The sequence below is a fragment of the Neotabrizicola paludis genome (assembly GCF_044142105.1).
Classification (GTDB): Bacteria; Pseudomonadota; Alphaproteobacteria; order Rhodobacterales; family Rhodobacteraceae; genus Pseudogemmobacter.
Genome location: NZ_JBGTYM010000011.1, coordinates 57,789 through 81,663, shown reverse-complemented (window position 1 = coordinate 81,663; position 23,875 = coordinate 57,789). Strand labels below are relative to the sequence as shown.

29 protein-coding genes are annotated in these 23,875 nt (G+C 66.6%); 20 read left to right on the top strand and 9 right to left on the bottom strand.

The features are described from left to right. The first annotated feature begins 86 nt into the window (after positions 1–86). The 7 genes from ACED67_RS19355 (at position 87) to ACED67_RS19325 (ending at position 7,649) form a co-directional block, all read left to right on the top strand. Positions 87–1,082 (top strand): BMP family lipoprotein, encoded by a 996-nt coding sequence (locus tag ACED67_RS19355; protein WP_395543374.1) that lies wholly within the window; start codon positions 87–89, stop codon positions 1,080–1,082. Further along, complete coding sequence (locus ACED67_RS19350) at positions 1,082–2,674, top strand: ABC transporter ATP-binding protein (protein ID WP_395543373.1); 1,593 nt, start codon at positions 1,082–1,084, stop codon at positions 2,672–2,674. The genes ACED67_RS19355 and ACED67_RS19350 overlap by 1 nt, the downstream gene beginning before the upstream one ends. After that, on the top strand, positions 2,674–3,837 hold the full coding sequence (locus tag ACED67_RS19345; protein ID WP_395543372.1) for an ABC transporter permease: 1,164 nt from the start codon (positions 2,674–2,676) through the stop codon (positions 3,835–3,837). Before ACED67_RS19350 ends, ACED67_RS19345 begins: the two co-directional genes overlap by 1 nt. Then, positions 3,837–4,805, top strand: coding sequence for an ABC transporter permease (locus ACED67_RS19340; RefSeq protein WP_395543371.1), 969 nt, complete (start codon positions 3,837–3,839; stop codon positions 4,803–4,805). The genes ACED67_RS19345 and ACED67_RS19340 overlap by 1 nt, the downstream gene beginning before the upstream one ends. A 257-nt stretch (positions 4,806–5,062) precedes the next feature. After that, complete coding sequence (locus ACED67_RS19335) at positions 5,063–5,866, top strand: purine-nucleoside phosphorylase (RefSeq protein WP_395543370.1); 804 nt, start codon at positions 5,063–5,065, stop codon at positions 5,864–5,866. Between the two features lie 83 nt (positions 5,867–5,949). Next, positions 5,950–6,870, top strand: coding sequence for a sulfite exporter TauE/SafE family protein (locus tag ACED67_RS19330; protein WP_395543369.1), 921 nt, complete (start codon positions 5,950–5,952; stop codon positions 6,868–6,870). After that, positions 6,867–7,649 (top strand): TIGR02186 family protein, encoded by a 783-nt coding sequence (locus ACED67_RS19325; protein WP_395543368.1) that lies wholly within the window; start codon positions 6,867–6,869, stop codon positions 7,647–7,649. Before ACED67_RS19330 ends, ACED67_RS19325 begins: the two co-directional genes overlap by 4 nt. Positions 7,650–7,653: 4 nt before the next feature. On the opposite strand, the gene ACED67_RS19320 is transcribed toward ACED67_RS19325, so the two are convergent. Together ACED67_RS19320 and ACED67_RS19315 are read right to left on the bottom strand one after the other, a co-directional pair. Then, entirely contained in the window at positions 7,654–8,160 is a 507-nt protein-coding gene (locus ACED67_RS19320) for a VOC family protein (protein WP_395543367.1), read from the bottom strand. Positions 8,161–8,314: 154 nt separating this feature from the next. After that, positions 8,315–8,569 (bottom strand): accessory factor UbiK family protein, encoded by a 255-nt coding sequence (locus ACED67_RS19315; RefSeq protein ID WP_395543366.1) that lies wholly within the window; start codon positions 8,567–8,569, stop codon positions 8,315–8,317. A 135-nt stretch (positions 8,570–8,704) separates the two neighbouring features. Between ACED67_RS19315 and lgt the strand changes: the two genes are divergently transcribed. From lgt to ACED67_RS19295, 4 genes are all read left to right on the top strand, one after another. Further along, entirely contained in the window at positions 8,705–9,592 is an 888-nt protein-coding gene (gene lgt / locus ACED67_RS19310) for a prolipoprotein diacylglyceryl transferase (protein WP_395543365.1), read from the top strand. A gap of 10 nt (positions 9,593–9,602) precedes the next feature. Further along, a complete protein-coding gene (locus ACED67_RS19305) occupies positions 9,603–10,664 on the top strand; it encodes a class I SAM-dependent methyltransferase (protein WP_395543364.1) in 1,062 nt (353 codons plus the stop codon). A gap of 20 nt (positions 10,665–10,684) precedes the next feature. Next, on the top strand, positions 10,685–11,434 hold the full coding sequence (pgeF, locus tag ACED67_RS19300) for a peptidoglycan editing factor PgeF (protein ID WP_395543363.1): 750 nt from the start codon (positions 10,685–10,687) through the stop codon (positions 11,432–11,434). Positions 11,435–11,673: 239 nt separating this feature from the next. Continuing rightward, on the top strand, positions 11,674–11,877 hold the full coding sequence (locus ACED67_RS19295) for a hypothetical protein (protein WP_395543362.1): 204 nt from the start codon (positions 11,674–11,676) through the stop codon (positions 11,875–11,877). A gap of 396 nt (positions 11,878–12,273) precedes the next feature. On the opposite strand, the gene ACED67_RS19290 is transcribed toward ACED67_RS19295, so the two are convergent. After that, the gene (locus tag ACED67_RS19290) at positions 12,274–12,774 is read right to left on the bottom strand and encodes an Lrp/AsnC family transcriptional regulator (protein ID WP_395543361.1); all 501 of its coding nucleotides are present in this window, start codon (positions 12,772–12,774) and stop codon (positions 12,274–12,276) included. 229 nt (positions 12,775–13,003) lie between these two features. Between ACED67_RS19290 and trxB the strand changes: the two genes are divergently transcribed. Continuing rightward, entirely contained in the window at positions 13,004–13,942 is a 939-nt protein-coding gene (gene trxB / locus ACED67_RS19285) for a thioredoxin-disulfide reductase (RefSeq protein WP_395543360.1), read from the top strand. 136 nt (positions 13,943–14,078) lie between these two features. Further along, complete coding sequence (locus ACED67_RS19280) at positions 14,079–16,148, top strand: bifunctional sulfate adenylyltransferase/adenylylsulfate kinase (RefSeq protein ID WP_395543359.1); 2,070 nt, start codon at positions 14,079–14,081, stop codon at positions 16,146–16,148. 72 nt (positions 16,149–16,220) lie between these two features. On the opposite strand, the gene ACED67_RS19275 is transcribed toward ACED67_RS19280, so the two are convergent. The 3 genes from ACED67_RS19275 to ACED67_RS19265 form a co-directional block, all read right to left on the bottom strand. Then, positions 16,221–16,697 carry a cytochrome b gene (locus ACED67_RS19275; RefSeq protein ID WP_395543358.1) on the bottom strand — a complete coding sequence of 159 codons (477 nt, stop codon included), beginning with the start codon at positions 16,695–16,697 and terminating at the stop codon, positions 16,221–16,223. A gap of 171 nt (positions 16,698–16,868) precedes the next feature. Next, on the bottom strand, positions 16,869–17,096 hold the full coding sequence (locus ACED67_RS19270) for a DUF1150 family protein (protein WP_395543357.1): 228 nt from the start codon (positions 17,094–17,096) through the stop codon (positions 16,869–16,871). Then, positions 17,093–17,521 (bottom strand): Hsp20 family protein, encoded by a 429-nt coding sequence (locus ACED67_RS19265; RefSeq protein WP_395543356.1) that lies wholly within the window; start codon positions 17,519–17,521, stop codon positions 17,093–17,095. Before ACED67_RS19265 ends, ACED67_RS19270 begins: the two co-directional genes overlap by 4 nt. 194 nt (positions 17,522–17,715) lie before the next feature. Here ACED67_RS19265 and ACED67_RS19260 point away from each other — a divergent pair, with 194 nt between their 5' ends. The 4 genes from ACED67_RS19260 (at position 17,716) to ACED67_RS19245 (ending at position 20,408) form a co-directional block, all read left to right on the top strand. Beyond that, on the top strand, positions 17,716–17,934 hold the full coding sequence (locus ACED67_RS19260) for a YdcH family protein (protein ID WP_395543355.1): 219 nt from the start codon (positions 17,716–17,718) through the stop codon (positions 17,932–17,934). Positions 17,935–18,089: 155 nt separating this feature from the next. Continuing rightward, positions 18,090–18,683: an OmpW/AlkL family protein gene (locus tag ACED67_RS19255; protein ID WP_395543354.1), complete on the top strand. Its 594-nt coding sequence runs from the start codon at positions 18,090–18,092 to the stop codon at positions 18,681–18,683. A gap of 173 nt (positions 18,684–18,856) precedes the next feature. Then, positions 18,857–19,345, top strand: a complete 489-nt coding sequence (gene purE / locus ACED67_RS19250) for a 5-(carboxyamino)imidazole ribonucleotide mutase (protein ID WP_395543353.1) — start codon at positions 18,857–18,859, stop codon at positions 19,343–19,345. Next, positions 19,338–20,408: a 5-(carboxyamino)imidazole ribonucleotide synthase gene (locus tag ACED67_RS19245; protein ID WP_395543352.1), complete on the top strand. Its 1,071-nt coding sequence runs from the start codon at positions 19,338–19,340 to the stop codon at positions 20,406–20,408. The genes purE and ACED67_RS19245 overlap by 8 nt, the downstream gene beginning before the upstream one ends. A gap of 61 nt (positions 20,409–20,469) precedes the next feature. Here the strand turns inward: ACED67_RS19245 and ACED67_RS19240 are convergent, their stop codons facing one another. Continuing rightward, positions 20,470–21,120: an alpha/beta hydrolase gene (locus tag ACED67_RS19240; RefSeq protein ID WP_395543351.1), complete on the bottom strand. Its 651-nt coding sequence runs from the start codon at positions 21,118–21,120 to the stop codon at positions 20,470–20,472. Positions 21,121–21,123: 3 nt separating this feature from the next. Continuing rightward, positions 21,124–21,522, bottom strand: coding sequence for a low affinity iron permease family protein (locus ACED67_RS19235; protein WP_395543350.1), 399 nt, complete (start codon positions 21,520–21,522; stop codon positions 21,124–21,126). A gap of 89 nt (positions 21,523–21,611) precedes the next feature. Here ACED67_RS19235 and ACED67_RS19230 point away from each other — a divergent pair, with 89 nt between their 5' ends. The 3 genes from ACED67_RS19230 to ACED67_RS19220 are packed head-to-tail and all read left to right on the top strand — an operon-like array spanning position 21,612 to position 23,048. After that, entirely contained in the window at positions 21,612–22,067 is a 456-nt protein-coding gene (locus ACED67_RS19230) for an NUDIX domain-containing protein (protein ID WP_395543349.1), read from the top strand. Then, the gene (locus tag ACED67_RS19225) at positions 22,064–22,561 is read left to right on the top strand and encodes a GreA/GreB family elongation factor (protein ID WP_395543348.1); all 498 of its coding nucleotides are present in this window, start codon (positions 22,064–22,066) and stop codon (positions 22,559–22,561) included. Before ACED67_RS19230 ends, ACED67_RS19225 begins: the two co-directional genes overlap by 4 nt. Further along, the gene (locus tag ACED67_RS19220; protein WP_395543347.1) at positions 22,551–23,048 is read left to right on the top strand and encodes a GNAT family N-acetyltransferase; all 498 of its coding nucleotides are present in this window, start codon (positions 22,551–22,553) and stop codon (positions 23,046–23,048) included. Before ACED67_RS19225 ends, ACED67_RS19220 begins: the two co-directional genes overlap by 11 nt. Here ACED67_RS19220 and ACED67_RS19215 read toward each other — a convergent pair. Further along, positions 23,024–23,866, bottom strand: coding sequence for a DMT family transporter (locus ACED67_RS19215; RefSeq protein WP_395543346.1), 843 nt, complete (start codon positions 23,864–23,866; stop codon positions 23,024–23,026). The two genes, ACED67_RS19220 and ACED67_RS19215, sit on opposite strands and share 25 nt — an antisense overlap. Positions 23,867–23,875: the final 9 nt, after the last annotated feature.

The window sequence follows — 23,875 nt, the reverse complement described above, 5'->3', positions numbered from 1 at the left end:
CTGACGAATGAAACGCCCGCAGGCGGCCGGTGCTTTGGCCCCGCAAGAACCGGGCGGCAATGGTTTGTTCAACCGGGAGAAAACCGATGACCCTGATGAAATCCCTTGCGGGGGTGACCGCCGCCATGGCGCTCATGGCCGGCATGGCCACCGCCGACCCGGCGATCATCTACGACCTTGGCGGCAAGTTCGACAAATCCTTCAACGAGGCCGCCTTCAACGGCGCCGAGAAATGGGCCAAGGAAACCGGCGGCACCTACAAGGAACTGGAAATGCAGGACGAGGCCCAGCGCGAACAGGCGCTGCGCCGTCTGGCCGAGGCTGGCGCCAACCCGGTGGTGATGACCGGCTTCGCCTTCGGCGATGTGCTGGCCAAGGTCGCCCCCGATTTCCCCGACACCAAATTCGCCATCATCGACATGGTCGTCGATGCCCCCAACGTGAAATCGGTCGTCTTCACCGAGCATGAGGGCAGCTATCTGGTCGGCATGCTGGCCGCCATGGCCTCGAAGACCGGCACTGTCGGCTTCATCGGCGGCATGGACATCCCGCTGATCCGCAAATTCGGCTGCGGCTATGCCGAAGGCGCCAAGGCGGTAAACCCCGACATCAAGATCGTCCTCAACATGACCGGCACCACCCCGGCGGCCTGGAACGATCCGGTCAAGGGCGCCGAACTGGCCAAGGGCCAGAAGGCCCAGGGCGCCGACGTGATCTATGCCGCCGCCGGTGGCACGGGCGTGGGCGTGCTGCAGGCCGCTGCCGATGAGGGCATCCTGTCGATCGGCGTCGACTCGAACCAGAATTACCTGCATCCCGGTTCGGTGCTGACCTCGATGATGAAGCGCGTCGACAATGCCGTCTACAGCGCCTTCAAGGAAGGCACCGACCTCAAGCCCGGCCTCGAGGTGATGGGTCTGGCCAACGATGGCGTCGGCTATGCCATGGACGAGAACAACGCCTCGCTCGTGACCCCCGAGATGGTCGCCAAGGTTGATGACGCCGCGGCCAAGATCAAGGCGGGCGAGATCAAGGTGCATGACTACATGTCCGACAACACCTGCCCGGCCGCCACGTTCTGATGGCCGCAGCATCGGAAGGGGGGCGGCCCGTGGCCGCCCCCGTCTCGCATATGGCCCATGCCATCGAGCTGAAGGGCATCTCCAAGGCCTTCGGCCCGGTGCAGGCCAATAAGGACATCAACATCGCCGTGCCGAAGGGCACGATCCACGGCATCATCGGCGAGAACGGGGCCGGCAAGTCGACCCTGATGTCCATCCTCTACGGCTTCTACAAGGCCGATAGCGGCCAGATCCTGATCAACGGTACCCCGACCGCCATCCCCGACAGCCAGAGCGCCATCCGCGCCGGCATCGGCATGGTCTTCCAGCATTTCAAGCTGGTGCAGAATTTCACCGTCCTCGAAAACGTCGTCCTGGGCGCCGAGGAAGGCGCGCTGCTCGGCCCCAGCCTGCGCAAGGCGCGGGCCGAATTGCAGCGGCTGGCGCAGGAATACGATCTCGATGTCGATCCCGACGCGATGATCGAGGACCTGTCCGTCGGCCATCAGCAGCGGGTCGAGATCCTCAAGGCCCTTTACCGCCAGGCCGATATCCTGATCCTCGACGAACCCACCGGCGTCCTGACCCCGGACGAGGCCGATCACCTGTTCCGCATTCTCAAGGGGCTGAAGGCGCAGGGCAAGACCGTCATCCTGATCACCCACAAGCTGCGCGAGATCATGGAGGCCACTGACAATGTCAGCGTCATGCGCCGCGGCACCATGGTCGCCACCGTCAAGACCGCCGAGACCAGCCCCGAGGCGCTGGCCGAGCTGATGGTCGGTCGCAAGGTTCTGCTGGAGGTGGAAAAACCCCCGGCCCGGCCCGGCGCGTTGGTGCTGGAGGTCGCGGATCTGCGCGTCCGCGACGAACATGGCGTCGAACGGCTGAAGGGCGTCAGCCTTGAGATCCGCGCCGGAGAAATCCTTGGCATTGCCGGGGTGGCGGGCAATGGCCAGTCGGAACTTCTCGCCGCCCTGGGCGGCATGATGCCGGCAACCGGCACTGTCCGTCTCAGCGGCGCCCCCCTGCCCCTGTCGGGCGCTGGGGCCGATGGCCGCAGCCGCCGCGCGGCGGGGGTCGGCCATGTGCCCGAAGACCGCCAGCATCACGGGCTGATCCTCGATTTCACCGCCTGGGAAAACGTCGCCTTCGGCTATTCCGACGATCCTAAATATCAGGCCAATGCGCTGTTCATGTCGAATGACGCCCTGCGCGACGACACGCGGCGCAAGATGGAAACTTTCGACGTGCGCCCGCCCGATTGCTGGCTCGCCGCCAAGAACTTCTCGGGCGGCAACCAGCAGAAGATCGTCGTCGCCCGCGAGTTCGAGCAGAACCCGACGCTTCTTCTGGTCGGCCAGCCCACCCGCGGCGTCGATATCGGCGCCATCGAATTCATCCACAAACAGCTCATCGCATTGCGCGACGCCGGGGCTGCGATCCTGCTGGTCTCGGTCGAACTGGACGAGATTCTCTCGCTGTCCGACCGCATCGCCGTGATGTTCGACGGACAGATCATGGGCACACGCGACCCCGAGACCACCAATGAACGCGAACTGGGCCTGTTGATGGCCGGGATCACCGACACGCCCAAGGGGGAAGCCGCCTGATGGACCGCCTGCCGAAATGGGCCGATGTCACGCTGGTGCCGCTGGTCTCGCTTCTTCTCGCCGCGCTCTGCTCGGCGCTTGTCATCCTCGCCATCGGCCAGGACCCGCTCGAGGCGCTGGATGTGATGATCCAGGGCACGGTGATGACCGCAAGCGGCTGGGGCTATACGCTATACTATACCACCAGCTTCATCTTCACCGGCCTCGCCGTGACCATGGCCTTCCATGCCGGCCTGTTCAACATCGGCGGCGAGGGGCAGGCGCAACTCGGCGGCCTGGGTGTCGCGCTGGCGCTCTTGTACATCCCCTGGCCGCATTGGACGCTGGCGCTCCTCGGCGCAGCCTGCGGCGCGGCGCTGTTCGGGGCGGCCTGGGCCGCGATCCCGGCCTGGCTTCAGGCGAAACGCGGCAGCCATATCGTGATCACCACGATCATGTTCAACTATATCGCGGCCAGCCTTCTGATCTTCCTTCTGGTCGATGTGCTGCGCCCGGCCGGTCAGATGGACCCGGCCACGGCCCGTTTCGGGCCCGACGCCGCCCTGCCGCGCTTTCACGAAATCCCGGGACTGCAGCACCTGTTCCAGCGCTACACCGCCGATGGCGCGGTCAAGCTGAATGCCGCGGGCAATATCGACTACCAGATCGTCCCGGCCAACGTCACCTTCTTCGTGGCGCTCCTGCTCGCGCTTGGCGTCTGGGCGCTGCTGTGGCGCACGCGCCTTGGTTATGACATCCGCGCCTTCGGCAAGTCCGAGGCGGCGGCGCGCTACGCTGGCATCAGCGCGACGAAGATCATCATGATCGCCATGATCCTGTCGGGCGGCTTGGCCGGTCTGATGGCGATCAACAACGTCATGGGCGAGGCGGGGCGTCTGGTGCAGAACTCGGCCTCGGGTGCTGGCTTCATCGGCATCGCGGTGGCGCTCATGGGCCGCAACCACCCGCTCGGCGTCGTGCTCGCGGCCTTCCTCTTCGGCTTCCTGTTCCAGGGCGGGGCCGAACTCGGCCTCTGGACCAAGATCCCGATCGAGATGCGGGTCGTGGTGCAGGGTCTCGTTATCCTGTTCACCGGCGCGCTGGATGTGGGGGTACGCATGCTTCTGACGCGGATCTTCTCGCTGTTCCGCCGCCCGAAACCCGTTGTCGGGGGGGCTGCGTGATGGATTACAACACCCTCCTTCAGATCCTCGACACGGCGCTGCGCTTCGCGACGCCCTTGCTTTTCGCCTGCCTCGCCGGGCTCTATTCCGAACGCTCCGGCGTCTTCGACATCGGGCTCGAGGGCAAGATGCTGGCCGCCGCCATGTGCGCGGGCACCGTGGCGGCACTGACCGGCTCGGCCTGGCTCGGGCTTCTGGCCGCGATCGGCGGCTCGCTCCTCTTCGCGCTGATCCACGGCCTGACCTCGATCACCTTCCGCGGCAACCAGCTCATCTCCGGCGTGGCGCTGAACTTCCTCGCCGCCGGCCTGACCGTCCTCGTCGCGCAGCGGCTGTTCGGCCAGGGCGGCCGCACCCCGCCGCTGGAAGGCGCCGCCCGCTTCGGCACCATCACCCTGCCCTTCGCCGAGGAAGCCCGCGCCATCCCGCTGGTCGGCCCCTTCTATGCCGAGGTGATCTCGGGCCATGCCCTTCTGGTCTATGTCGCCTTCGCCTGCGTGGCCCTGACCTGGTGGGCACTCTACCGCACCCGCTTTGGCCTGCGCCTGCGCGCGGTGGGCGAAAACCCCGCCGCCGTCGACACGGCCGGGATCTCGGTGACCCGCCTGCGCTTCTCGGCCCTGATGATCACCGGCATCCTCTGCGGTCTCGCCGGCGCCTATATGGCCACCGCGCTCCAGGCCGGCTTCGGCAAGGACATGACGGCGGGCCGCGGCTATATCGCGCTCGCGGCGCTGATCTTCGCCAAATGGCGCCCGGTCGCGGCGATGTGGGCCTGCCTCCTGTTCGGCTTCTTCCAGGCCCTCGCACTGCGTCCCGATGTGGTGGAATGGGTGGTGCGGGTGAAGGTGCCGGTGCCCTTCCTCGACGCGCTGCCCTATGTCCTGACCGTCTTCGTCCTTGCGGGCTTCGTCGGCAAGGCCATCCCGCCCCGCGCCGGGGGCGAGCCCTATGTGAAGGAGCGCTGACCCGGACGCGATCCACCCTGCCCCATCCCCGGGGGTTTCACACCCCCGGACCCCCGTGGGATATTTGCGAACAGAAGAGGCAATAGCGCGGAAAGGAAAGGACCACGCCGCGATGCATGGCCCGGAGAGGGACCGCTCGCGGGGCAAACCGGCCGCAGCCAGGCCTTGCCGCTTCTTCGGTTCTGCCCTTCATAAATATCCTCCGGGGGTCCGGGGGCGAAGCGCCCCCAGGGCCAGCCGAAAGCGAAAGACCTGACATGCACGATCCTGCCGCCACCGCCGCCCTGATCCGCGCCCGCGCCGGAGCGGATCCCGTCCGCCTTGGCCTGATCCTCGGCTCGGGCCTTGGCCATCTTGCCCATGCGGTCGAAGGCCCCGCCATCCCCTATGGTGATCTGCCCGGCTTTCCCCATATCGGCGTCTCGGGCCACAACCCGCATCTCCACATCGGCACTTTGGAAGGCGTCCGCGTCGCGGTCTTCGGCGCGCGCGAGCATTATTACGAAAACGGCAACCCCGCCGCCATGCGCCCTGCCCTGGAAGTGCTCAAGGCCCTTGGCGCGCAAGAGCTGATCCTGACCAATGCCGCAGGCTCGCTGCGCCCAGACATCCCGCCGGGCGATCTGATGCTCTTGTCCGACCATATCAACTATTCCGGCCTGAACCCGCTGATCGGCGAGCGGACCGATGCGCGCTTCGTGCCGATGACCGAAGCCCATTCCCCCCGCCTGCGCGCCGCACTGAAAGCCGCCGCCGCGGCCGAGGGCCTGCCCCTGCCCGAAGGCGTCTATTGCTGGTATTCCGGCCCCTCCTTCGAGACCCCGGCCGAAATCCGCATGCTGAAACTTCTGGGTGGCGACGCGGTCGGCATGTCCACCGTGCCCGAGGTCATCCTCGCCCGCTTCCTTGGCCTTGAGGTTGCCGCCCTCTCGACCATCACCAACATGGCCGCGGGCATGAGCGACGAGAAGATCAGCCACGAGCATACCAAGGCGATGGCCCCGCTGGGTGCGGCAAAACTGGAACGCATCCTGCGGCATTTCCTCCGCAAGCTGCGATGAGCGCGCAGGTGATTTGACTTCGCGGCCCAAGGCGCGCAAGCCTTTGGCCAGACACTCCTCTTCCAGTTCCCCGCGCCCGGCCCATGCAGATCTACCTCCCCATCGCCGAGGTCTCGGTCGACGCCTTCCTGATTCTCGGGATCGGCGGGGTCGTGGGGTTCCTCTCGGGCATGTTCGGCGTGGGCGGCGGCTTCCTGATCACGCCGCTCCTCTTCTTCATCGGCGTTCCCCCCGCCGTCGCCGTGGCGACCGGGGCAAATCAGGTCGTCGCTTCCTCTGTCTCGGGCGTTCTGGCGCAGCTCAAGCGCAAGGCGGTCGATTTCCGCATGGGGATCGTGCTCTTCATCGGCGGCATGGCCGGATCCGCAGTCGGCATCTGGGTCTTCGCCTGGATGAAGGCGCTGGGCCAGATCGACCTCTTCGTCCAGCTCTCCTATGTGCTCTTTCTCGGCCTGATCGGGCTGATGATGTTGCAGGAATCGCTCCGCGCCCTGTTGCGCAGCGGAAAGCCCGGCGGCACGGTGCGGCGTGGCCATACCCATAACTGGGTGCATGGCCTGCCCTTCAAGATGAAGTTCCGCGCCTCGGGCCTGTATATCAGCGTGATCCCGCCCCTGCTGGTCGGCGCGCTGGTGGGCTTCCTGGCCGCGATCATGGGCGTCGGCGGCGGCTTCATCATGGTGCCCGCCATGATCTACCTTCTGGGCATGCCCACCAAGGTCGTGATCGGCACCTCGCTGTTCCAGATCATCTTCGTCACCGCCTTCACCACCGTCATGCATGCCGTGACCAGCCAGACCGTCGACATGATGCTGGCGCTGCTCCTCATCTTCGGCGGCGTGATCGGCGCCCAGATCGGCGCCCGCGTCGGCGTGCGGCTGCGGGCCGAACAGCTGCGCGTCCTGCTTTCGCTTCTCGTTCTGGCCGTCAGCCTGCGCATCGCGGCCGATCTTCTGCTGCGCCCCGACGAGCTTTATTCCGTCACCGCGGTCTCGCTGCCATGACCGCGCGCCTGTTCATCGCCCTCACCGTCGCGCTTGGCCTTCTCGCCGCGACGGCGCGCGCGCAGGAACCGCCGCCCGAGGCCATCGTCGCGGGCCTCAGCCAGAGCCGTGTCTCGATCACCGCGAATTTCGACGGCTCGGAAATCCTCATCTATGGCGCGGTCAAGCGCGAGACGCCGATCCCCGAGGGCAAGCTCGAAGTCATCGTCACCGTCGAAGGCCCTTCCGTGCCGGTCGTGGTGCGTCGCAAGGACCGCGTCGCCGGGATCTGGATCAACGATGCCGCCGTCACCATCGACAGCGCGCCCTCGTTCTATTCCGTGGTCACCACTGGCCCGATCGACAAGATCCTTTCCCACACCGAGAACCTGCGCCATTCGATCACAATCGACCGGGTGATCCGCGCCGTGGGGATCGCCTCCGAGGCCGAAAACGCCCCCACGTTCATCGAGGCGCTGGAGCGTGTGCGCGCCGATGAAGGCCGCTACCGTCTTTCCGAAGGCAAGGTGCAGCTGACCGACGCCACCCTCTTCCGCGCCGATGTGGCCCTGCCCGCGAATCTGACCGAAGGTGGCTACAAGGTGCGCATCTTCCTGCTGCGCGGCGGCAAGATCGTCGCCAGCCAGGAACGCCTGATCGGTGTGCGGAAAGAGGGGCTCGAGCGCGCCATCTTCAATCTCGCCCAGGATCGGCCCCTGATCTACGGCCTGCTGTCGCTTGTCCTGGCCGCCGCCTCGGGCTGGGCCGCCAGCGCCGCCTTCCGCTTCGTGCGCGCCTGACGCCTCAGGCCTCGGCCAGAAGCGCCTCGAGGTCCAGCCGTTTCGTCACCATCTTCAGCGCGCCGGTGTCATCGCGCGGCCAGTCGGCCTCGGGCCGGTCGCGATAAAGCTCCACCCCATTGCCATCGGGGTCGTCCAGATACAGCGCTTCGCTCACGCCATGGTCGGATGCGCCGGTCAGGGGCCAGCCCGCGTCGACCAGTCGCTTCAAGACCTGCGCCAGAGCCTTGCGGTCGGGAAACAGGATCGCCGTGTGGTAAAGCCCCGTATGACCGGGCGGCGGCGGGCTCGCGCCCTTCGAATCCCAGGTGTTCAGCCCGATATGGTGATGATAGCCGCCCGCCGACAGGAAGGCCGCCTGCGTGCCATAGCGCTGGGTGATCTCGAAGCCGAGAATCCCGGAATAGAAGGCGATGGCGCGGTCCAGATCCGCGACCTTGAGATGGACATGGCCGATGCGGGTTTCGGCGGGCAGGACGGGCGCAGAGGCGGGCGTGGCAGGACCGGACATGGCGGGGCCTTTCGGGTCAGGGGTTCAGCGGAAAAGATAGGCCCGCTCCCGCCTGCCGCCTAGGTCCTTTGCCGCACCGGCCCTGTGCGCCCATGGCAAGGGCCGCGTCCCGGCACCCGCACCCATATCCTTCGCCGAAGGATCGCGCGCGGTTTCAGACCTTGGCCGCCAGTGCCGCCTCAAGCGCCGCGATCCGCGCGGCCAGCGCCTCGTTGTCTTCCCGCGCCTTCTGCGCCATGGCCCGCACCGCGTCGAACTCGTCGCGGCTCACGAAATTGCGATCCGCCATCCAGCGATCGACCATGCCCTTGAACGCCGTCTCGGCCTCGGTCTTGGCCCCCTGCGCCACGCCCATCGCATTGGTCATAAGCTGGCTCATGTCATCGAAGAACTTGTTGCGGCTTTGCATCGGCGCCTCCTGGCTTTTCCCCTATATGCGCGCGGGCGTCCTCCTTCACAAGCCCGCGGGTCGGCCCGGCCCTGCGGTTGACTTCCCCCCCTGCCCGCCCGACAAACGACGAAACGCAGCCAGCAGGAGACGGGCATGATCCCCTTCCCTAACATCTCGCCCGAGATCGTCTCGATCCCGATCGGCGACATGACCTTCGCGCTGCGCTGGTATGCGCTGGCCTACATCGTCGGGCTTCTGCTCGGCTGGCGGCTGATCACCCGCGCGGTCGCCACGCCCCGGCTGTGGTCCGGCCCCGCCCCGCTGACCGGCGAGCAGGTCGAAAGGCTGCTGACCTGGATCATCCTTGGCGTCATGCTGGGCGGGCGGCTTGGCTATGTCCTTTTCTACCAGCCCGGCCAATATCTTTCCAATCCCGCCGACATCCTGAAGGTCTGGGAGGGCGGCATGTCCTTCCATGGCGGCTTCCTGGGCGTCGTGCTCGCGGGCCTGTGGTTTGCCCGGCGCGAGGGCATCGCCCCCCTGTCCCTTGGCGATCTGATGGCCATGGTCGCGCCGATCGGCCTCTTCCTCGGTCGCATCGCCAATTTCATCAATGCCGAGCTGTGGGGCCGCCCCACCGACCTGCCCTGGGGCGTGATCTTCCCGGGTCAGGCCGCCCAGGCCTGCGCCACCGCCACCCAGGCCTGCGCCCGCCACCCGAGCCAGCTCTACGAAGCCGCGCTCGAGGGCCTGATCCTGGGCGCGGTAGTCCTGTGGATGTCCTGGAGAGGCGGCGCCTTACGCCGCCCGGGCCTTGTCATGGGCACGTTCCTGGCCGGCTATGGCCTCGCCCGCTTCCTCGTCGAATTCGTCCGCCAGCCCGATGCGCAATTCGTAAGCCCGGGCAATCCCCTTGGCCTGGCCTTCCATATATCCGGCTACGGCCTGACCATGGGCCAGATCCTCTCCCTGCCGATGATCGCCGCCGGCCTGTGGTTCATCGCCCGGGCCCGCCGCGCGCCGCTGGCCGTGGCGGCATGACGCCCCCCGCATGACGCCCCTCGCCCAGCTTCTCGCGCGGCGCATCGCCGCCCTGGGCCCGATGACGCTGGCCGAATATATGGCCGAATGCCTGCTGCATCCCGAGCACGGCTATTACACCACCCGCCCGCCCTTCGGCACGGCGGGTGACTTCACCACCGCGCCCGAGATCAGCCAGATGTTCGGCGAGTTGCTGGGCCTCTGCCTTGCGCAGCACTGGCTCGATTCCGGCGCGCCTGCACCCTTCACCCTGGCCGAGCTTGGCCCCGGTCGCGGCACGCTGATGGCCGATGTGCTGCGCGCCACGCGCGGCGTGCCCGGCTTTCACGCCGCAGCCCGCCTTCACCTGGTCGAGGCCTCGCCCGCCCTGCGCGCCGAACAGGCCCGTGCGCTCAGCGGCCACGCCCCCATCTGGTGCGACCGTGCCGAAAACCTGCCCGACGCGCCGCTGTACCTTCTGGCCAACGAGTTCTTCGACGCCCTGCCGATCCGCCAGTTCCGCCGGGCCGGAGAGGCCTGGGCCGAAACCGTCATCAGCCTGTCCCCTGCGGGCAGCCTCACCTTGGGCCTCGCGCCGCCCGCCCCCCTCGCCGCTCTCGCCCCGCGGCTGACCGACACGCGCGATGGCGACGTGGTGGAACTCTGCCCCGCCGCCGCGCCGATCATCGCCAGCCTCGCCGCCCGCATCGCCGCCCAGGGCGGGTTTGCCCTGATCCTCGATTATGGCGGCTGGCGCTCGCTGGGCGACACGTTCCAGGCCCTGCGCGCCCATGCCCCGACCGACCCGCTGGCCGCGCCGGGCCAGGCCGATCTGACCGCCCATGTCGATTTCCAGGCCCTGGCAAGCGCCGCCCGACCGCTCGCCCACCATTACAGCACGCAGGGCGCGCTGCTCGCCCGGCTTGGCATCGGCCCGCGCAGCCAGCGCCTTGCGCAGTCCCTTGCCGGTGCGGCGCTCGACAATCACCTCGCCGCCGCGCGGCGCTTGACCCATCCGCAGGAAATGGGCGAATTGTTCAAGGCACTGGCCCTGACCCGGCCGCAAGACCCGCCGCCGCCCGGATTCGCCTGAAGCCCCCCGATAAGACCGTCATGCTGGAAATCATCACCTCCGACGCCATCCCCTTCCGCCACGGGTTCTTCACCCGCAGGGGCGGCGCGTCCTCGGGCATCTTCGCCGGGCTGAATTGCGGCACCGGATCGACCGACCAGTCGGAAATCGTCGCCATCAACCGCACCCGCGTGGCCGAAGCGATGGGCGTCGACCTGCCCGCCTTGATCAATGTCCATCAGGTCCATTCCGCCGATGTGATCCCGGTCAACGCCCCCCTGCCCGAAAGGCCACGCGCCGATGCGCTGGCCACCGCCACGCCTGGCCTCGCCTTGGCTGTCCTCACCGCCGATTGCCAGCCCGTCCTCTTCGCCGATCGCAAGGCCCGCGTCATCGGCGCCGCCCATGCCGGCTGGCGCGGTGCCTTTGATGGGGTGCTGGAAGCGACGCTCGACGCGATGGAGACCCTGGGCGCCCACCGCGCCGACATCGCCGCCGTGATTGGCCCGACGATCAGCCAATCCGCCTATGAGGTTGGTCCCGAATTCTTCGAGACCTTCACCGACGAGGACCGCGACACTGCCCGCTTCTTCGCCAATGGGGCGGGCGACCGGATGCTCTTCGACCTACCCGCCTATGGGCTGCACCGGCTGCGCGCGGCAGGGGTCGGCCATGCCGAATGGACCCGCCACTGCACCTATCGCGATGCCGAGCGATTCTTCAGCTATCGCCGCGCCACCCATGCGGGCGAGGCGGATTACGGGCGGCTGATCTCGTCCATCCGCATCTGATCCGCGCAGGCGCGGCCGCGATTGCGGCGAAATCGGCAACAGCCGCCGCTCTCTCTGCAGCATTGTCCGCATTTCTTGCCAGGTATTGTTGCCCTCCGAAACAATCTGCATGTGCCACGATTGATTGTGCCGCGCCTGGAAATGGCCGCAATCCTTCTCCGATTGGTCGCAGAGAGGCCGCATTGGCCGGGGAATATTTCTCCAAGGCCCAATGCGGCCGATGGATGCGGAGAGATGCGATGACCAAGGAAATCCAGACCGAACGCCGCTGGCTGCGCTCCGTGATCGCCGCCTCGACCGAGCCGCTGCCGAACTTCCCCTGGATGCGCGGCGAAAAACGCCGCCCGCAAGCGCTTGAAACCGCTCCGATCCTGCGGGTCGTGCCGGTCCATCCGCATCTGGCGCAAGGCCCGCGCCGCCGCGCGCCCATCGCCGCACATTGATCCCGGCCCCGCGCGGGCCCGGCGAATCGCTGTCGGCGAGGCCAGGTTAAATCGTTCAAACCTTAACCATTTTCCCGCGTCACAATGCCATCGGCCAAGCCGCGACTGTCGGGGCCAGGCCTGCCAGTCCCTGCCGGAATTTGACCCGGCGCGCTCGGTCGCGGCATCGTGTCTTCACGACGGGTGTCCCTCCGTCGCATCGGCCGGCGCGGCCCTTGCCCTTCCCTGGCATCCTGGCCCGGGCAGCGTCCGCCACCAGATCCGCCCCCGCCGATTGCGGGGCCGCGCGATCCCTGCGCCCGCAAGGAAATTGGCGGGAGGAAAGCGGCCCCGGTGCGCCTCTGGCACCTGATGGGGCCGCTTTTGCTTGGAATGGATCGAACCAGGACGCCGTGCTCAGGCCGTGCGCGCCAGCCGTGCCTCAAGCACGTCAAAGGGCACCCCGGCCTCGTCCTTGGCGCAGCGGATGACAAGGCTGGTCTTCACATTGGCCACATTGGTGGCCTTCAGCAGCTCGCCGGTCAGAAAGCTCTGAAAGCTCGACAGATCGGGCGCCACGCATTTCAGGATGAAGTCGATCTCGCCATTCAGCATATGGCATTCGCGGACCAGCGGCCAGGACCGGCAGCGATCCTCGAAGGCGGCAAGGTCCGCCTCGGCTTGCGAGTTCAGCCGCACCATGGCAAAGACCGAGACTTCAAAGCCCAACTCGCGGGCGTCGATCTCGGCGTGATAGCCGGTGATATAGCCCTGCTCCTCCAGCGTGCGCACCCGGCGCAGGCAGGGCGGGGCCGAGATGCCGACGCGGCTGGCAAGCTCGACATTGGTCATCCGGCCATCCGCCTGCAACTGGGCCAGGATATGCCGGTCGATCTCGTCAAGCTTGTGGCTTGCCATGGGTCAGTCTCCTTCGCTGCCGCCTGTCTAGGCAATTGCCCTGCCCCGCGCAACAAAGTTTCAAACTGACGCCCGGTCAAACCGCCTCGGTTGCGAAAATCGGGTGCGGAACGCAATGGTTCGGGGCTTTCGGCCCGCGCCCTGGCTGGCTATATCAGGCGCCGGGCCCGGAAGACGATCGGAAGACATTCGGAAGACGCCGGGAAGACGCAGAGTTCGGGGGCAAGACATGGGCGCGACGAAGCACAGCAAGGTTCTGATCATCGGCTCCGGCCCGGCGGGCTATACCGCCGCCGTCTATGCCAGCCGCGCCATGCTTGAACCCGTTCTGGTGCAGGGAATCCAGCCCGGTGGGCAGCTAACCATTACAACCGATGTGGAAAACTGGCCGGGCGACAAGTCGGTCATGGGTCCCGACCTTATGGTGCGGATGGAAGAGCACGCGCAGGAAATGGGCGCCGAGATCATCGGCGACATCATCACCTCGCTCGACCTCTCCAAGCGCCCCTTCACCGCCCATGGCGATTCCGGCACCACCTACACCGCCGACGCCGTCATCCTGGCAACCGGCGCCCAGGCCAAATGGCTGGGCCTGCCGTCCGAAGAGCGGTTCAAGGGCTTCGGTGTATCTGCCTGCGCCACCTGCGACGGATTTTTCTATAGGGGCAAAGAGGTTGTGGTGATCGGCGGCGGCAACACCGCGGTCGAGGAGGCGTTGTTCCTGACCAATTTCGCCTCCAAGGTCACCGTCATCCACCGCCGCGACAGCTTCCGCGCCGAAAAGATCATGCAGGATCGCCTGTTCAAGAATCCCAAGATCGAAGTGGTCTGGGACAGCGAGGTGACCGAGGTTCTGGGCACCAACACGCCGCTTGGCGTGACTGCGGTGAAGGTGCGCAACCTCAAGACCGGCGCCGAGACCGACATCCCCTGCGCGGGCTTCTTCGTCGCCATCGGCCACGCCCCCGCCAGCGAATTGGTCAAGGACCAGCTCGAGCTGCATTCCGGCGGCTATGTGAAGGTCGAACCCGGCACCACGCGCACCTCGATCCCCGGCGTCTTCGCTGCGGGCGATCTGACCGACCACATCTACCGCCAGGCCGTGACCAGCGCGGGCATGGGCTGCATGGCGGCGCTGGATGCGGAAAAATTCCTCGCCGGGCACTGACTGGCGGGAAATCCCTCTGTTTCAGGCGAATTCACGCTGAAAACCGGACCGGATTTCCTCCGCGTCCGGTTTTCGCCTTTCCGGCGGGAGAGAAATCTTCTATCAGTTCACGCGTGAACACATCCAGAGTCTCCTAATGCCCGCCGCCGCAGCCAAATCTGCCCTGCCCGAAGAAGCGCAGCTTTTCCTGCTCCTGCGGCAGCTTGACCTGCAGCCCGAGGCCTCGCAGCGCGCCACGGCCGAGGCGCTGGCCATCAGCCTGGGCAGCCTGAACGCCCAGTTGCGCGCGGCCAGCGACGCCGGCCTGATCACCGTGCAGGACCGCCCCGGCCCCGACCGTCGCCAGCGCTTCGCCTATGCCCTGACCACCCGCGGCGCGACCGAGAAGGCCCGCCTCGCCGAAGGATTCCTGGCCGGAAAACTGGCCGAATACAACGCCTTGCACGCCGAACTGACCGGCGCGCTTCCCCATCTGATCGCCTCGAAGAACAGGACCAAAGACATGCAACAGAACTTCGCGCCCGTGCCCGAACTCTACGTCTCCTACGATTCCGCCCAGAAGCTGAAGGTCGAGGCGGGCAACCTGCCCTCCTGGGATCTGACCCCGCGCCAGATTTGCGATCTCGAGCTTCTGATGAATGGCGGCTTCGCACCGCTGAAAGGTTTCCTGTCCGAAGCTGATTATGACGGCGTGGTCGAGAAGATGCGCCTTGCCGATGGCACCCTCTGGCCGATGCCGATCACGCTGGACGTGTCCGAAAAGTTTGCCGAAGGCATCGAACCCGGCCAGGACATCGCGCTGCGCGACCAGGAAGGCGTCATCCTCGCCATCCTGTCGGTCAGCGACAAATGGCTGCCGAACAAGGCCAACGAGGCGGAAAAGGTCTTTGGCGCCGATGATCTGGCCCATCCGGCGGTGAACTACCTGCACAATGTCGCGGGCCCGGTCTATCTGGGCGGCCCGGTCACCGGCATCCAGCAGCCGGTGCATTATGACTTCAAGGGGCGCCGCGACACGCCGAACGAGCTGCGCGCCTTCTTCCGCAAGATGGGCTGGCGCAAGGTCGTGGCTTTCCAGACCCGCAACCCGCTGCACCGCGCGCATCAGGAACTGACTTTCCGCGCTGCCCGCAATGCCGAGGCGAACCTCCTGATCCACCCGGTCGTCGGCATGACCAAGCCGGGCGACGTGGACCATTTCACCCGCGTGCGCTGCTATGAAGCCGTGCTCGACAAATACCCGGCACAGACCACGCAGCTTTCGCTTTTGAATCTGGCGATGCGCATGGCTGGCCCGCGCGAGGCGCTGTGGCACGCGATCATCCGCAAGAACCACGGCCTGACCCATTTCATCGTCGGCCGCGACCATGCCGGTCCGGGCAAGAACAGCCAGGGCAAGGATTTCTACGACCCCTATGCCGCGCAAGACCTAGTGCGCCAGTATCAGGCTGAAATCGGCATCGAGATGGTCGATTTCAAGCAGATGGTCTATGTGCAGGAAAAGGCACAATATTTCCCGGTCGATGAAGTGCCGGAAGGCGCGACCGTGCTGGACATCTCGGGCACCGAGCTGCGCCGCCGCCTGCGCGAAGGGCTTGAGATCCCCGACTGGTTCTCGTTCCCCGAAGTGGTGCAGGAACTGCGCCGCACCTCGCCGCCGCGCGCCAAGCAGGGCTTTACCGTCTTCTTCACCGGCCTGTCGGGTTCGGGCAAATCGACCATTGCGAACGCGCTGATGGTCAAGCTGATGGAGATGGGCGGCCGCCCCGTGACGCTGCTGGATGGCGACGTGGTGCGCAAGCATCTGTCATCCGAGCTGGGATTCTCGAAGGAACATCGCGACATCAACATCAAGCGCATCGGCTATGTCGCGAGCGAGATCACGAAGAATGGCGGCATCGCGATCTGCGCGCCCATCGCGCCCTATACCGCCACCCGGCGGGCCGTCCGCGAGATGATCGAGGCCTTCGGCGCCTTCGTCGAAGTGCATGTGGCAACCAGCATCGAAGAGTGCGAGCGCCGCGACCGCAAGGGCCTGTACAAGCTGGCACGCGAGGGCAAGATCAAGGAATTCACCGGGATCTCCGACCCCTATGAAGCGCCTGTCAAGGCAGAGCTGGTGGTGGACACCGAGAATGTCGATGTCGATCACTGCGCGCACCAAGTCCTGCTCAAGCTGGAATCCATGGGCCTGATCAAAGGCTAAGGCCCATCGTCCGCAAAAGGAAACGCCCCGCCGCTTGCGGCGGGGCGTTTCGCGTTTCGGTCGACGCCGGGCTCAGGCCGGGCGCAGCATCCGCCGCAGGATGCCATCCTTCAACACAAGATGGTGGTAGAACCCGCCCAGCGCATGCAGCGCGGCCAGGATCACCATGACATTGGCCAGCAGCGCATGGGGTTCCCCCACGGCGTCGATCGCCCCGAACCAGGCCAGCGCGCCAAGGGCGGGCACCAGCAAGATCAGCACATAAAGCAGCCCGTGCATCGCCGAGGCCACCTTGCCCAGAAGGCCGGGTTCCGGCGGCGGGCCGCCACGCGTCAGCCGCAGCACGATGCGCAGCACCGCCAGCACCAGAACGGCCACGCCGACCCAGACATGCCAGGAGGCGACGCCCACCGTCACCGCCTCCCCACCAAGGTTCTGGTCCAGCGCGCGGCCCATGCCCTCGCTGACGAAATAGTTGAACACCACACCCAGGGCGACGCCCCAGTGCAGCAGGATCTGTGCGGAGGAATATCCGGTGGTGGTTCTCATCTTGCTCTGCGCCCTCGCTGGCTTGATCTGGCCCTTCCGCAAACGTGCGGGCGCGCATCTTCCGTCGCGCCCGGCGCTTTTGGCCCGGCCTTTGCACAACCTGCGATGCAAAGATGAAGAAATCCAGCGCGAGCGCCTAAGCGCCCGCGTCTTTTGCCTGCCGCTTAGGCGTCAATGCACGCTGACCGGCGCGTAATCATGGCTGCGCGCCAGATGGAAGGCGAGCTTGCGGTCGGCGACCAGCGCCAGTTGCTGGCCATCGGGTGCATGGACCGAATAGACCGTCTCGGCCTCGCCCACCTGCTCTCGGATATCGTCGGGCAGATCGGCCACGGCCACGGGGCGGACATAGACGATCCGCTCGGCGGTTTCGGGAAAACCCTGGAATGGCGTGTTCATTTTCGTCCTCCTTCCTTGCGGCCGATCGGAATGGTCTGCACCACCGTTTCAGGCACGCTGCGCCGCAGATCAATGTTCAGAAGCCCATGCTCCATCCCGGCTCCGGCCACCTCGACCCCATCCGCCAGCACGAAGCTACGCTGGAAGGCGCGCGAGGCGATGCCCCGGTGCAGGAAGACCCTTTCCCCGGCCTCATCGGCCTGGCGGCCCCGGATCACCAGCTGGCGATCCTCGACCGTGATGGCCAGATCTTCCTCGCGGAACCCGGCCACGGCCAGCGTGATGCGATAGGCATTCTCGCTCACCGCCTCGATATTATAGGGAGGATAGCCCTCTGCCCCCGACTTGGCGGTGCGTTCGACCAGCCGTTCCAGCTGCTCGAAGCCCAGAAGATAGGGATGGGCCCCAAAGGTCAGTTTCGTCATCTGCGGGCTGTCCTTGCACAAAGCGACATCTCCGGTCCCGGAACCCTGATCTCAGGCATCCCGGCCATGAACGAAATATGGGGTCCGCTCCGGGGGGCCGCAAGTCCCAAGCCCGCGACACGCGATGAGAAGTTTCCCAGAATCAGTCGCGGCGCTATACACTTCCAACAAATGCCAAGGCGAGCCGAACTGCCATGAACGCCCCTTCCGAGATGAGCTTTGATGAAATGCTGCGCGTGAAGCTTGAAGTGCTTCGACGCGAGCATCGCGATCTGGACGAGGCGATCCATGCGCTGGAAACCAATGGCCGTCCCGACCCGCTGACGCTGCGGCGGCTGAAAAAGCAGAAACTGGCGCTGAAGGACACGATCACCAAGATCGAGGATCAGCTCATTCCCGATATCATCGCCTGAAGATAAATCCTGTTTTCATATTAATTTTCAGCGCCTTATGCTGCCGCCTTTGCGACATCCCGTCGCAGCGGAAGGCATCGGCAAATTGATTCAGGTCAACGTCGCCGCGTCCTTGCGGGCCGATGGTCCCCCCGAATTCAACACGGGGAACCCAGATGAAAACCGCCCTTCTCGCCCTTCTTGCCACCGCGGCCCTTGCCGCTCCGGCCGCCGCCCAATCTGCCGGCGAGATGACCTTGGGCTTCGGCTTCGCCCTTGTCTCGCCCAAGGATGACAATGGCACACTGGCCGGCGCCGGTGCCACGGTCAGCGACAATTCCCGCCCCTCGATCACCTTCGAATATTTCCTGCGCGACAACCTTGGGCTGGAAGTGCTGGGCGCGCTGCCCTTCAAGCATTCGGTCTTTCTGAACGGCGGCTTCGCAGGCGAGACCAAGCAACTGCCGCCGACGCTCTCGCTCAACTACCACATCCCCACCGGCGGCAAGCTGACGCCCTTCGTCGGCCTTGGGGTGAACTACACCAAGTTCTTCGAAACTTCCTCGCCCTTGGGCGATCTCAAGATCGATGACAGTTTCGGCCTCGCCGCGCATCTGGGCGTGGATTACGCCATCAGCGACAAGGCCGCCCTGCGGCTGGACCTGCGCTATGTCGATATCGACAGTGACGTGACGCTAAACGGCGCCCCGATCGGCAAGGTCGAGATCGACCCGCTCGTGACCAGCATTTCCTACGTCATCAAGTTCTGAACCCGTCATCGCCAGCCGGGAAGGCGGGCGGGCGACGCGACAGGTGGGGCGCGGAGGGACAATCTCCGCGCCCTTTCCGCTTTGGGCCGGGGTTGCCAAGCAGCGCACAGCTTGCCCCCTTCGCGCCGCCGGGTATAAGGGCCGGGCATTGGCGCGCAGGACAAGAGGCCCGCATGACCCAACCCACTGTCGGCATCATCATGGGCTCTCAGTCCGACTGGGCCACCATGCGCGAGGCGGCAGCGATCCTCGATGCGCTGGCCATTCCATACGAGGCCAAGATCGTCTCGGCCCATCGCACGCCCGACCGGCTCTGGACCTATGGCAAGACCGCCGTCGAACGGGGGCTGAAAGTCATCATCGCCGGGGCAGGCGGGGCCGCGCATCTGCCTGGGATGATGGCCTCGAAGACCCGCGTGCCGGTGATCGGCGTGCCGGTGCAGACCAAGGCCCTGTCCGGCGTCGACAGCCTGTATTCCATTCTCCAGATGCCCAAGGGATATCCGGTCGCCACCATGGCCATCGGCGCAGCCGGGGCCGCCAATGCCGGCCTGATGGCGGCGGGCATCCTTGCCATCTCCGACCCTGACATTGCCGCAAGGCTTGACGCCTGGCGCGAGGCCCTGTCGGCCTCGATCCCCGAGGAGCCCAAGGATGAATGACGCCCTGCCGCAAGGTTCCGTGATCGGCATTCTGGGCGGCGGCCAGCTGGGCCGGATGCTGTCGGTCGCCGCCAGCCGCCTGGGCTATCGCTGCCACATCTACGAACCCGGCGCCGCACCGGCGGGCGATGTCGCGCTGAAGGTGACGACCGCGCCCTATGAGGACGAGGCCGCCCTGCGCGCCTTTGCCGAATGCGTCGATGTCATCACCTATGAATTCGAGAATGTCCCCACCGCCGCGCTGGACCTTCTGGAAAGCCTGCGCCCGATCCGGCCGAACCGCCGCGCCCTGGCCGTCAGCCAGGACCGCATCGCCGAGAAGGATTTCCTCTCGGGCCTTGGCCTGACCGTCGCGCCCTATGCCGCCGTGACCACTGCCGCCGATCTCGATGCCGCACTTTCCCGCATCGGCGCGCCCGCGATCCTGAAAACCACCCGGCTTGGCTATGACGGCAAGGGCCAGGCCCGGATCATGGCGCCCGGCGACGCGCCCGCCGCCCTGGCCGCGATGAACGGCGCGGCTTCTGTTCTGGAAGGCTTCGTGAATTTCAGCCACGAGGTTTCGGTCATCGCCGCGCGCGGACTGGACGGCTCGGTCGCGGCCTTCGATCCCGGCGAGAATGTCCATCGCGACGGTATCCTGCGCAGCACCACCGTCCCGGCCCGCCTGACGCCCGCCCAACGCTCGGACGCCGTGCTGCTGGCCGCCCGCATCCTCAATGCGCTGGATTATGTCGGCGTGATGGGGGTCGAGCTGTTCGTGACCACCGAGGGGCTTCTGGTCAATGAAATCGCCCCCCGCGTCCACAATTCCGGCCATTGGACCCAGCAGGGCTGCGCCGTCGACCAGTTCGAACAGCATATCCGTGCCGTCACCGGCCTGCCTCTGGGCGATGGCAGCCGCTTTGCCGATGTTGTGATGGAGAACCTGATCGGCGACGACGTGCTGGCCGTGCCGCAGATCCTGGCCGAGCGCGATGCTGCCCTGCATCTTTACGGCAAGGGCGCCCCCCGCCCCGGCCGCAAGATGGGCCATGTGAACCGCATCCGCCGCAAGGGCTGAGCCGCCCCGGAACCGTGGCGCCAAATACGCCCGCACGCGCCGCCGCCACCCGTGCCGCGTGCTATGCGTGCGCGAACCGCCCTTCGCGCAGGAAATGCCGCACCTGACGGATCACCCGCGGGTCCATCATCATCCAGGTATGGCTGACCGGCAGCACCAAATGGTCGGCCATGCCCTCCATCCGCGTGCTTTCGACCGTCACCTTACCATCATCCGGCCCCGGCAGCAGCGCCGAGAACCAGGGGCTGACCGAGCCGGTGCCGGCGATCACCCCCATCTCATGCATGGGCGGCGGCAGCCGGTTGGGCCAGCTTCCCGCCCCCGTCCCCAGCGCCATCCCCGCCGGGCCGTTCACCAGCCGGAAGGCCGGGCCTAGATGCTTGTCCTCGCCCAGCCGGTCCACCAGTTCCGAGCCGTGATTGGGCGGCCCCAGCAGCACCGCCCGGCCAAAGCCCGCAGGCGCCGCCTGCGCCAACCAGTCGCGCAGGATCAGCGCCCCCATTGAATGGGCCACGGCATGGATCGGCCCCTCCAGAACCAGCGCCGCGACACGGGCCGCGAAATGCGCCACCAGCGCCTCGGGCGTGGCCTTGGTGGACGGATAGGCCACCGGCGCAACCCGATAGCCCGCCGCCCGCAGCGCCAGCCCCATGGGCCCCAGAGACCGCGAACTTCGCGCCAGGCCGTGGATCAGCAGAACCGTTCCCGCCATGGATCAGGCCTCGGGGGAATCGGTATCGCTGTCGCCCCGCGCCCGCTTGTCCCGCGCCTGCCGCGCCAGATCCTCATAGCGGGCGCGAAAAGCGGCCAGCGCCTTCTCGTCCAACTCCTCCAGATCCAGAAGCGCGTTATGCGCGCCCGCCGTCGCCCGGATCAGCTCATCCAGCTTCAACTGGATCGCCGCCGTGTCGCGGTTCTGGGTGTTCTGGATCAGGAAGACCATCAGGAAGGTCACGATCGTCGTGCCGGTGTTGATGACCAATTGCCAGGTGTCCGAGTAGCGGAAGATCGGCCCTGTCATCACCCAGACCGCGATCACCCCCAGCGCCAGAACGAACGTCCCCGGTCGTCCGCACCAAGTCGAGACCCGCTTGGCAATGCCCGTGTATTCCATGCCGCACCTCCGGTTGCGTGCATCCTGCGCCGCCAGCCCCGCGCCGCGCAAGGCTGGACAAAGCCCGCGCCCTGGCCCAACGCTGCGTCATGGCTGCCCGTTTCAAACCCCGCCTCGCCACCCGCGCGCTGATCCTGCATCAGGACCGGCTGCTTTTGGTCAACGCCTATCCCGGCGGCACCTCCGATCTGTGGTGCGCCCCTGGCGGCGGGGCCGAGGCCGGGCGCTCCCTGCCCGACAACCTGGTCCGCGAAGTGTTCGAGGAAACCGGCTTGACCATCGCCGTGGGCGCGCCCGCCCTGATCAACGAGTTCCACGACCCGAAGACCGGCTTCCATCAGGTTGATCTCTTCTTCCGCGCCACGATCACCACCGGGTCGCTAAGCGCCGATTGGCGCGATCCCGAAGGCGTAGTCACCGAACGGTGCTTCTATTCCCGCGCCGATCTTGCCGACAGAAAGATCAGATTCAAGCCCGACAGCCTGCCCCAGGCCGCCTGGGGCGAGGGCTGCATCTACGATCCGCTCGAGGAAATCGTCGCATGAGCCGCGCCTTCGTGAATGAGGATGCCGGGTCCGACCGGCCCGACCTGCCGGAACTGCCGGTCTCGCCGCATCCGAATTACGTCACCCCGCGCGGGCTGGCCGATCTGCAAGCGCGGCTTGCGGCAAGGCAGGCCGATCTTGCCGCCCTGCGCGCCCGTGCCGACCGGCTGGACAAGCTGCCCGAGGCCGCTGCAGAACGCGATATCCGCTGGCTCGAGGCGCGGCTGAAAGCGGCGATCCCGGTGGACCTCTCCGCCCATGACCTGTCCGAAGTCGCCTTCGGCCTGCTTGTGACCGTGGCCGATGAAGATGGCCGCGAGACCACCTATGAAATCACCGGCGAGGATGAGGCCGATCCCGCCCTTGGCCGCATCGCGCCCCATTCACCGCTGGCCCGTGCGCTGATCGGCGCCCAGGTGGGCGACGAGGTGACCTGGCACCGGCCGGCCGGTGATCTGACATTGGAAATATTGAGCATCGCCCATGCAAGCTGACCAGGATATCCGCGCGCTTGACCCGGACGGCGATCTTGCTGCTGTCAACGCGTTTTACGACGAGGCGCAGGATTACTGGCTTCTGGCCGACCGCCGGCCGCCCGATCTGCAAAAGGCCCGCGACTTCTTTACCGATGGTCCGCCGGGCTGCGACCCCGCGCGCAGCCATGGAATTGGGCTGTTTGTCGAGGGGCGGCTTTCGGGTCTGGCCGAATTGTCCTTTGGCTATCCCTTGCCCGAAGACGCCTATCTCGGCCTGATGATCCTGGCGCCGCGCATCCGCGGCACCGGGCACGGGGCGGCCTTCAACGCCGCTGTCGAGGCGCTTGCCCGCGCCGCCGGATCGCCCCGGATTTACCTTGCCGTGCTTCAGGAAAACCCGCGCGGTCGCGCCTTCTGGGAACGCCAGGGCTTCGCACCCACTGGGATCAGCCGGGCGGATGACGAAACCGGCCATGTGATTCACCGCCTGGTGAAAGCCCTGTAATTCAGGCTCGCCAGCGCGACGCCCCCCAGCACCAGCACGCTGGCCGCGGCGAAGCGCCAGCCCGGCAGCTCGGCAATCAGCAGCGCCCCGCCCAGCGCGGCCAGGATCGGCACGGTCAGTTGCGCCACCGCCGCGCGCGTGGCCCCCAGCTGCGGCACCAGCGCATACCACAGCGCATAGCCCAGGCCCGAGGTCACCGCGCCGGAGATCACCGCCAGGGCGATGCCCTGGGCCGAGGGCATGGCCAGCCCCGCCCCCAGCGCCAGCAGCAGTGCCAGGGGCACTGACAGGATGAAACTCCACGCCGTCGCCGCCAGCGGATCGGACGCGCGCCGCCCGGCCAGCGAATAGACACCCCAGCCCAGCCCGGCCCCTGCCATCAGCAGCACGGGCCAAAGCGGCGGGGCCGATGCACCGGGCAAAGCCATCAATGCCAGCCCGGCCAGGGCCAGCCCGGCCCCGGCCCAGCGCCGGGCGGGCACGGCCTCCCGCGCCAGCACCGCGCCTGCAAACATCGTCACCTGCACCGCCCCGAACAGGATCAGCGCGCCGGTCCCGGCATCGAGGCCGCGATAGGCGAAGGAAAACCCGAAAAGGTAGACCAGCAGGCCGAACACGCCCGGTCCTCGCCCCGCCAGCCCCAGCCAGGCCCGCCCGCGCAGCGCCAGCACAAGGCCCAGCATCGCGGCCCCGCTGACAAGGCGGATCACCGCGAATTCCACCGCGCCGATATGGCCGGGTGCGACAGCCATCCGGTTCAGCACCGAATTGGCCGCGAAAGCCAGCATGGTCAGCGCCGTGAGGAGGAAAAGCCGCAAGGTCGCCCG

Bases quoted from the DNA above. Each gene is read 5' to 3' on its own strand.
- ACED67_RS19355 (WP_395543374.1), top strand. From the start codon at position 87: ATGACCCTGATGAAATCCCTTGCGGGGGTGACCGCCGCCATGGCGCTC.
- ACED67_RS19350 (WP_395543373.1), top strand. From the start codon at position 1,082: ATGGCCGCAGCATCGGAAGGGGGGCGGCCCGTGGCCGCCCCCGTCTCG.
- ACED67_RS19345 (WP_395543372.1), top strand. From the start codon at position 2,674: ATGGACCGCCTGCCGAAATGGGCCGATGTCACGCTGGTGCCGCTGGTC.
- ACED67_RS19340 (WP_395543371.1), top strand. From the start codon at position 3,837: ATGGATTACAACACCCTCCTTCAGATCCTCGACACGGCGCTGCGCTTC.
- ACED67_RS19335 (WP_395543370.1), top strand. From the start codon at position 5,063: ATGCACGATCCTGCCGCCACCGCCGCCCTGATCCGCGCCCGCGCCGGA.
- ACED67_RS19330 (WP_395543369.1), top strand. From the start codon at position 5,950: ATGCAGATCTACCTCCCCATCGCCGAGGTCTCGGTCGACGCCTTCCTG.
- ACED67_RS19325 (WP_395543368.1), top strand. From the start codon at position 6,867: ATGACCGCGCGCCTGTTCATCGCCCTCACCGTCGCGCTTGGCCTTCTC.
- ACED67_RS19320 (WP_395543367.1), bottom strand. From the start codon at position 8,160: ATGTCCGGTCCTGCCACGCCCGCCTCTGCGCCCGTCCTGCCCGCCGAA.
- ACED67_RS19315 (WP_395543366.1), bottom strand. From the start codon at position 8,569: ATGCAAAGCCGCAACAAGTTCTTCGATGACATGAGCCAGCTTATGACC.
- lgt (WP_395543365.1), top strand. From the start codon at position 8,705: ATGATCCCCTTCCCTAACATCTCGCCCGAGATCGTCTCGATCCCGATC.
- ACED67_RS19305 (WP_395543364.1), top strand. From the start codon at position 9,603: ATGACGCCCCTCGCCCAGCTTCTCGCGCGGCGCATCGCCGCCCTGGGC.
- pgeF (WP_395543363.1), top strand. From the start codon at position 10,685: ATGCTGGAAATCATCACCTCCGACGCCATCCCCTTCCGCCACGGGTTC.
- ACED67_RS19295 (WP_395543362.1), top strand. From the start codon at position 11,674: ATGACCAAGGAAATCCAGACCGAACGCCGCTGGCTGCGCTCCGTGATC.
- ACED67_RS19290 (WP_395543361.1), bottom strand. From the start codon at position 12,774: ATGGCAAGCCACAAGCTTGACGAGATCGACCGGCATATCCTGGCCCAG.
- trxB (WP_395543360.1), top strand. From the start codon at position 13,004: ATGGGCGCGACGAAGCACAGCAAGGTTCTGATCATCGGCTCCGGCCCG.
- ACED67_RS19280 (WP_395543359.1), top strand. From the start codon at position 14,079: ATGCCCGCCGCCGCAGCCAAATCTGCCCTGCCCGAAGAAGCGCAGCTT.
- ACED67_RS19275 (WP_395543358.1), bottom strand. From the start codon at position 16,697: ATGAGAACCACCACCGGATATTCCTCCGCACAGATCCTGCTGCACTGG.
- ACED67_RS19270 (WP_395543357.1), bottom strand. From the start codon at position 17,096: ATGAACACGCCATTCCAGGGTTTTCCCGAAACCGCCGAGCGGATCGTC.
- ACED67_RS19265 (WP_395543356.1), bottom strand. From the start codon at position 17,521: ATGACGAAACTGACCTTTGGGGCCCATCCCTATCTTCTGGGCTTCGAG.
- ACED67_RS19260 (WP_395543355.1), top strand. From the start codon at position 17,716: ATGAACGCCCCTTCCGAGATGAGCTTTGATGAAATGCTGCGCGTGAAG.
- ACED67_RS19255 (WP_395543354.1), top strand. From the start codon at position 18,090: ATGAAAACCGCCCTTCTCGCCCTTCTTGCCACCGCGGCCCTTGCCGCT.
- purE (WP_395543353.1), top strand. From the start codon at position 18,857: ATGACCCAACCCACTGTCGGCATCATCATGGGCTCTCAGTCCGACTGG.
- ACED67_RS19245 (WP_395543352.1), top strand. From the start codon at position 19,338: ATGAATGACGCCCTGCCGCAAGGTTCCGTGATCGGCATTCTGGGCGGC.
- ACED67_RS19240 (WP_395543351.1), bottom strand. From the start codon at position 21,120: ATGGCGGGAACGGTTCTGCTGATCCACGGCCTGGCGCGAAGTTCGCGG.
- ACED67_RS19235 (WP_395543350.1), bottom strand. From the start codon at position 21,522: ATGGAATACACGGGCATTGCCAAGCGGGTCTCGACTTGGTGCGGACGA.
- ACED67_RS19230 (WP_395543349.1), top strand. From the start codon at position 21,612: ATGGCTGCCCGTTTCAAACCCCGCCTCGCCACCCGCGCGCTGATCCTG.
- ACED67_RS19225 (WP_395543348.1), top strand. From the start codon at position 22,064: ATGAGCCGCGCCTTCGTGAATGAGGATGCCGGGTCCGACCGGCCCGAC.
- ACED67_RS19220 (WP_395543347.1), top strand. From the start codon at position 22,551: ATGCAAGCTGACCAGGATATCCGCGCGCTTGACCCGGACGGCGATCTT.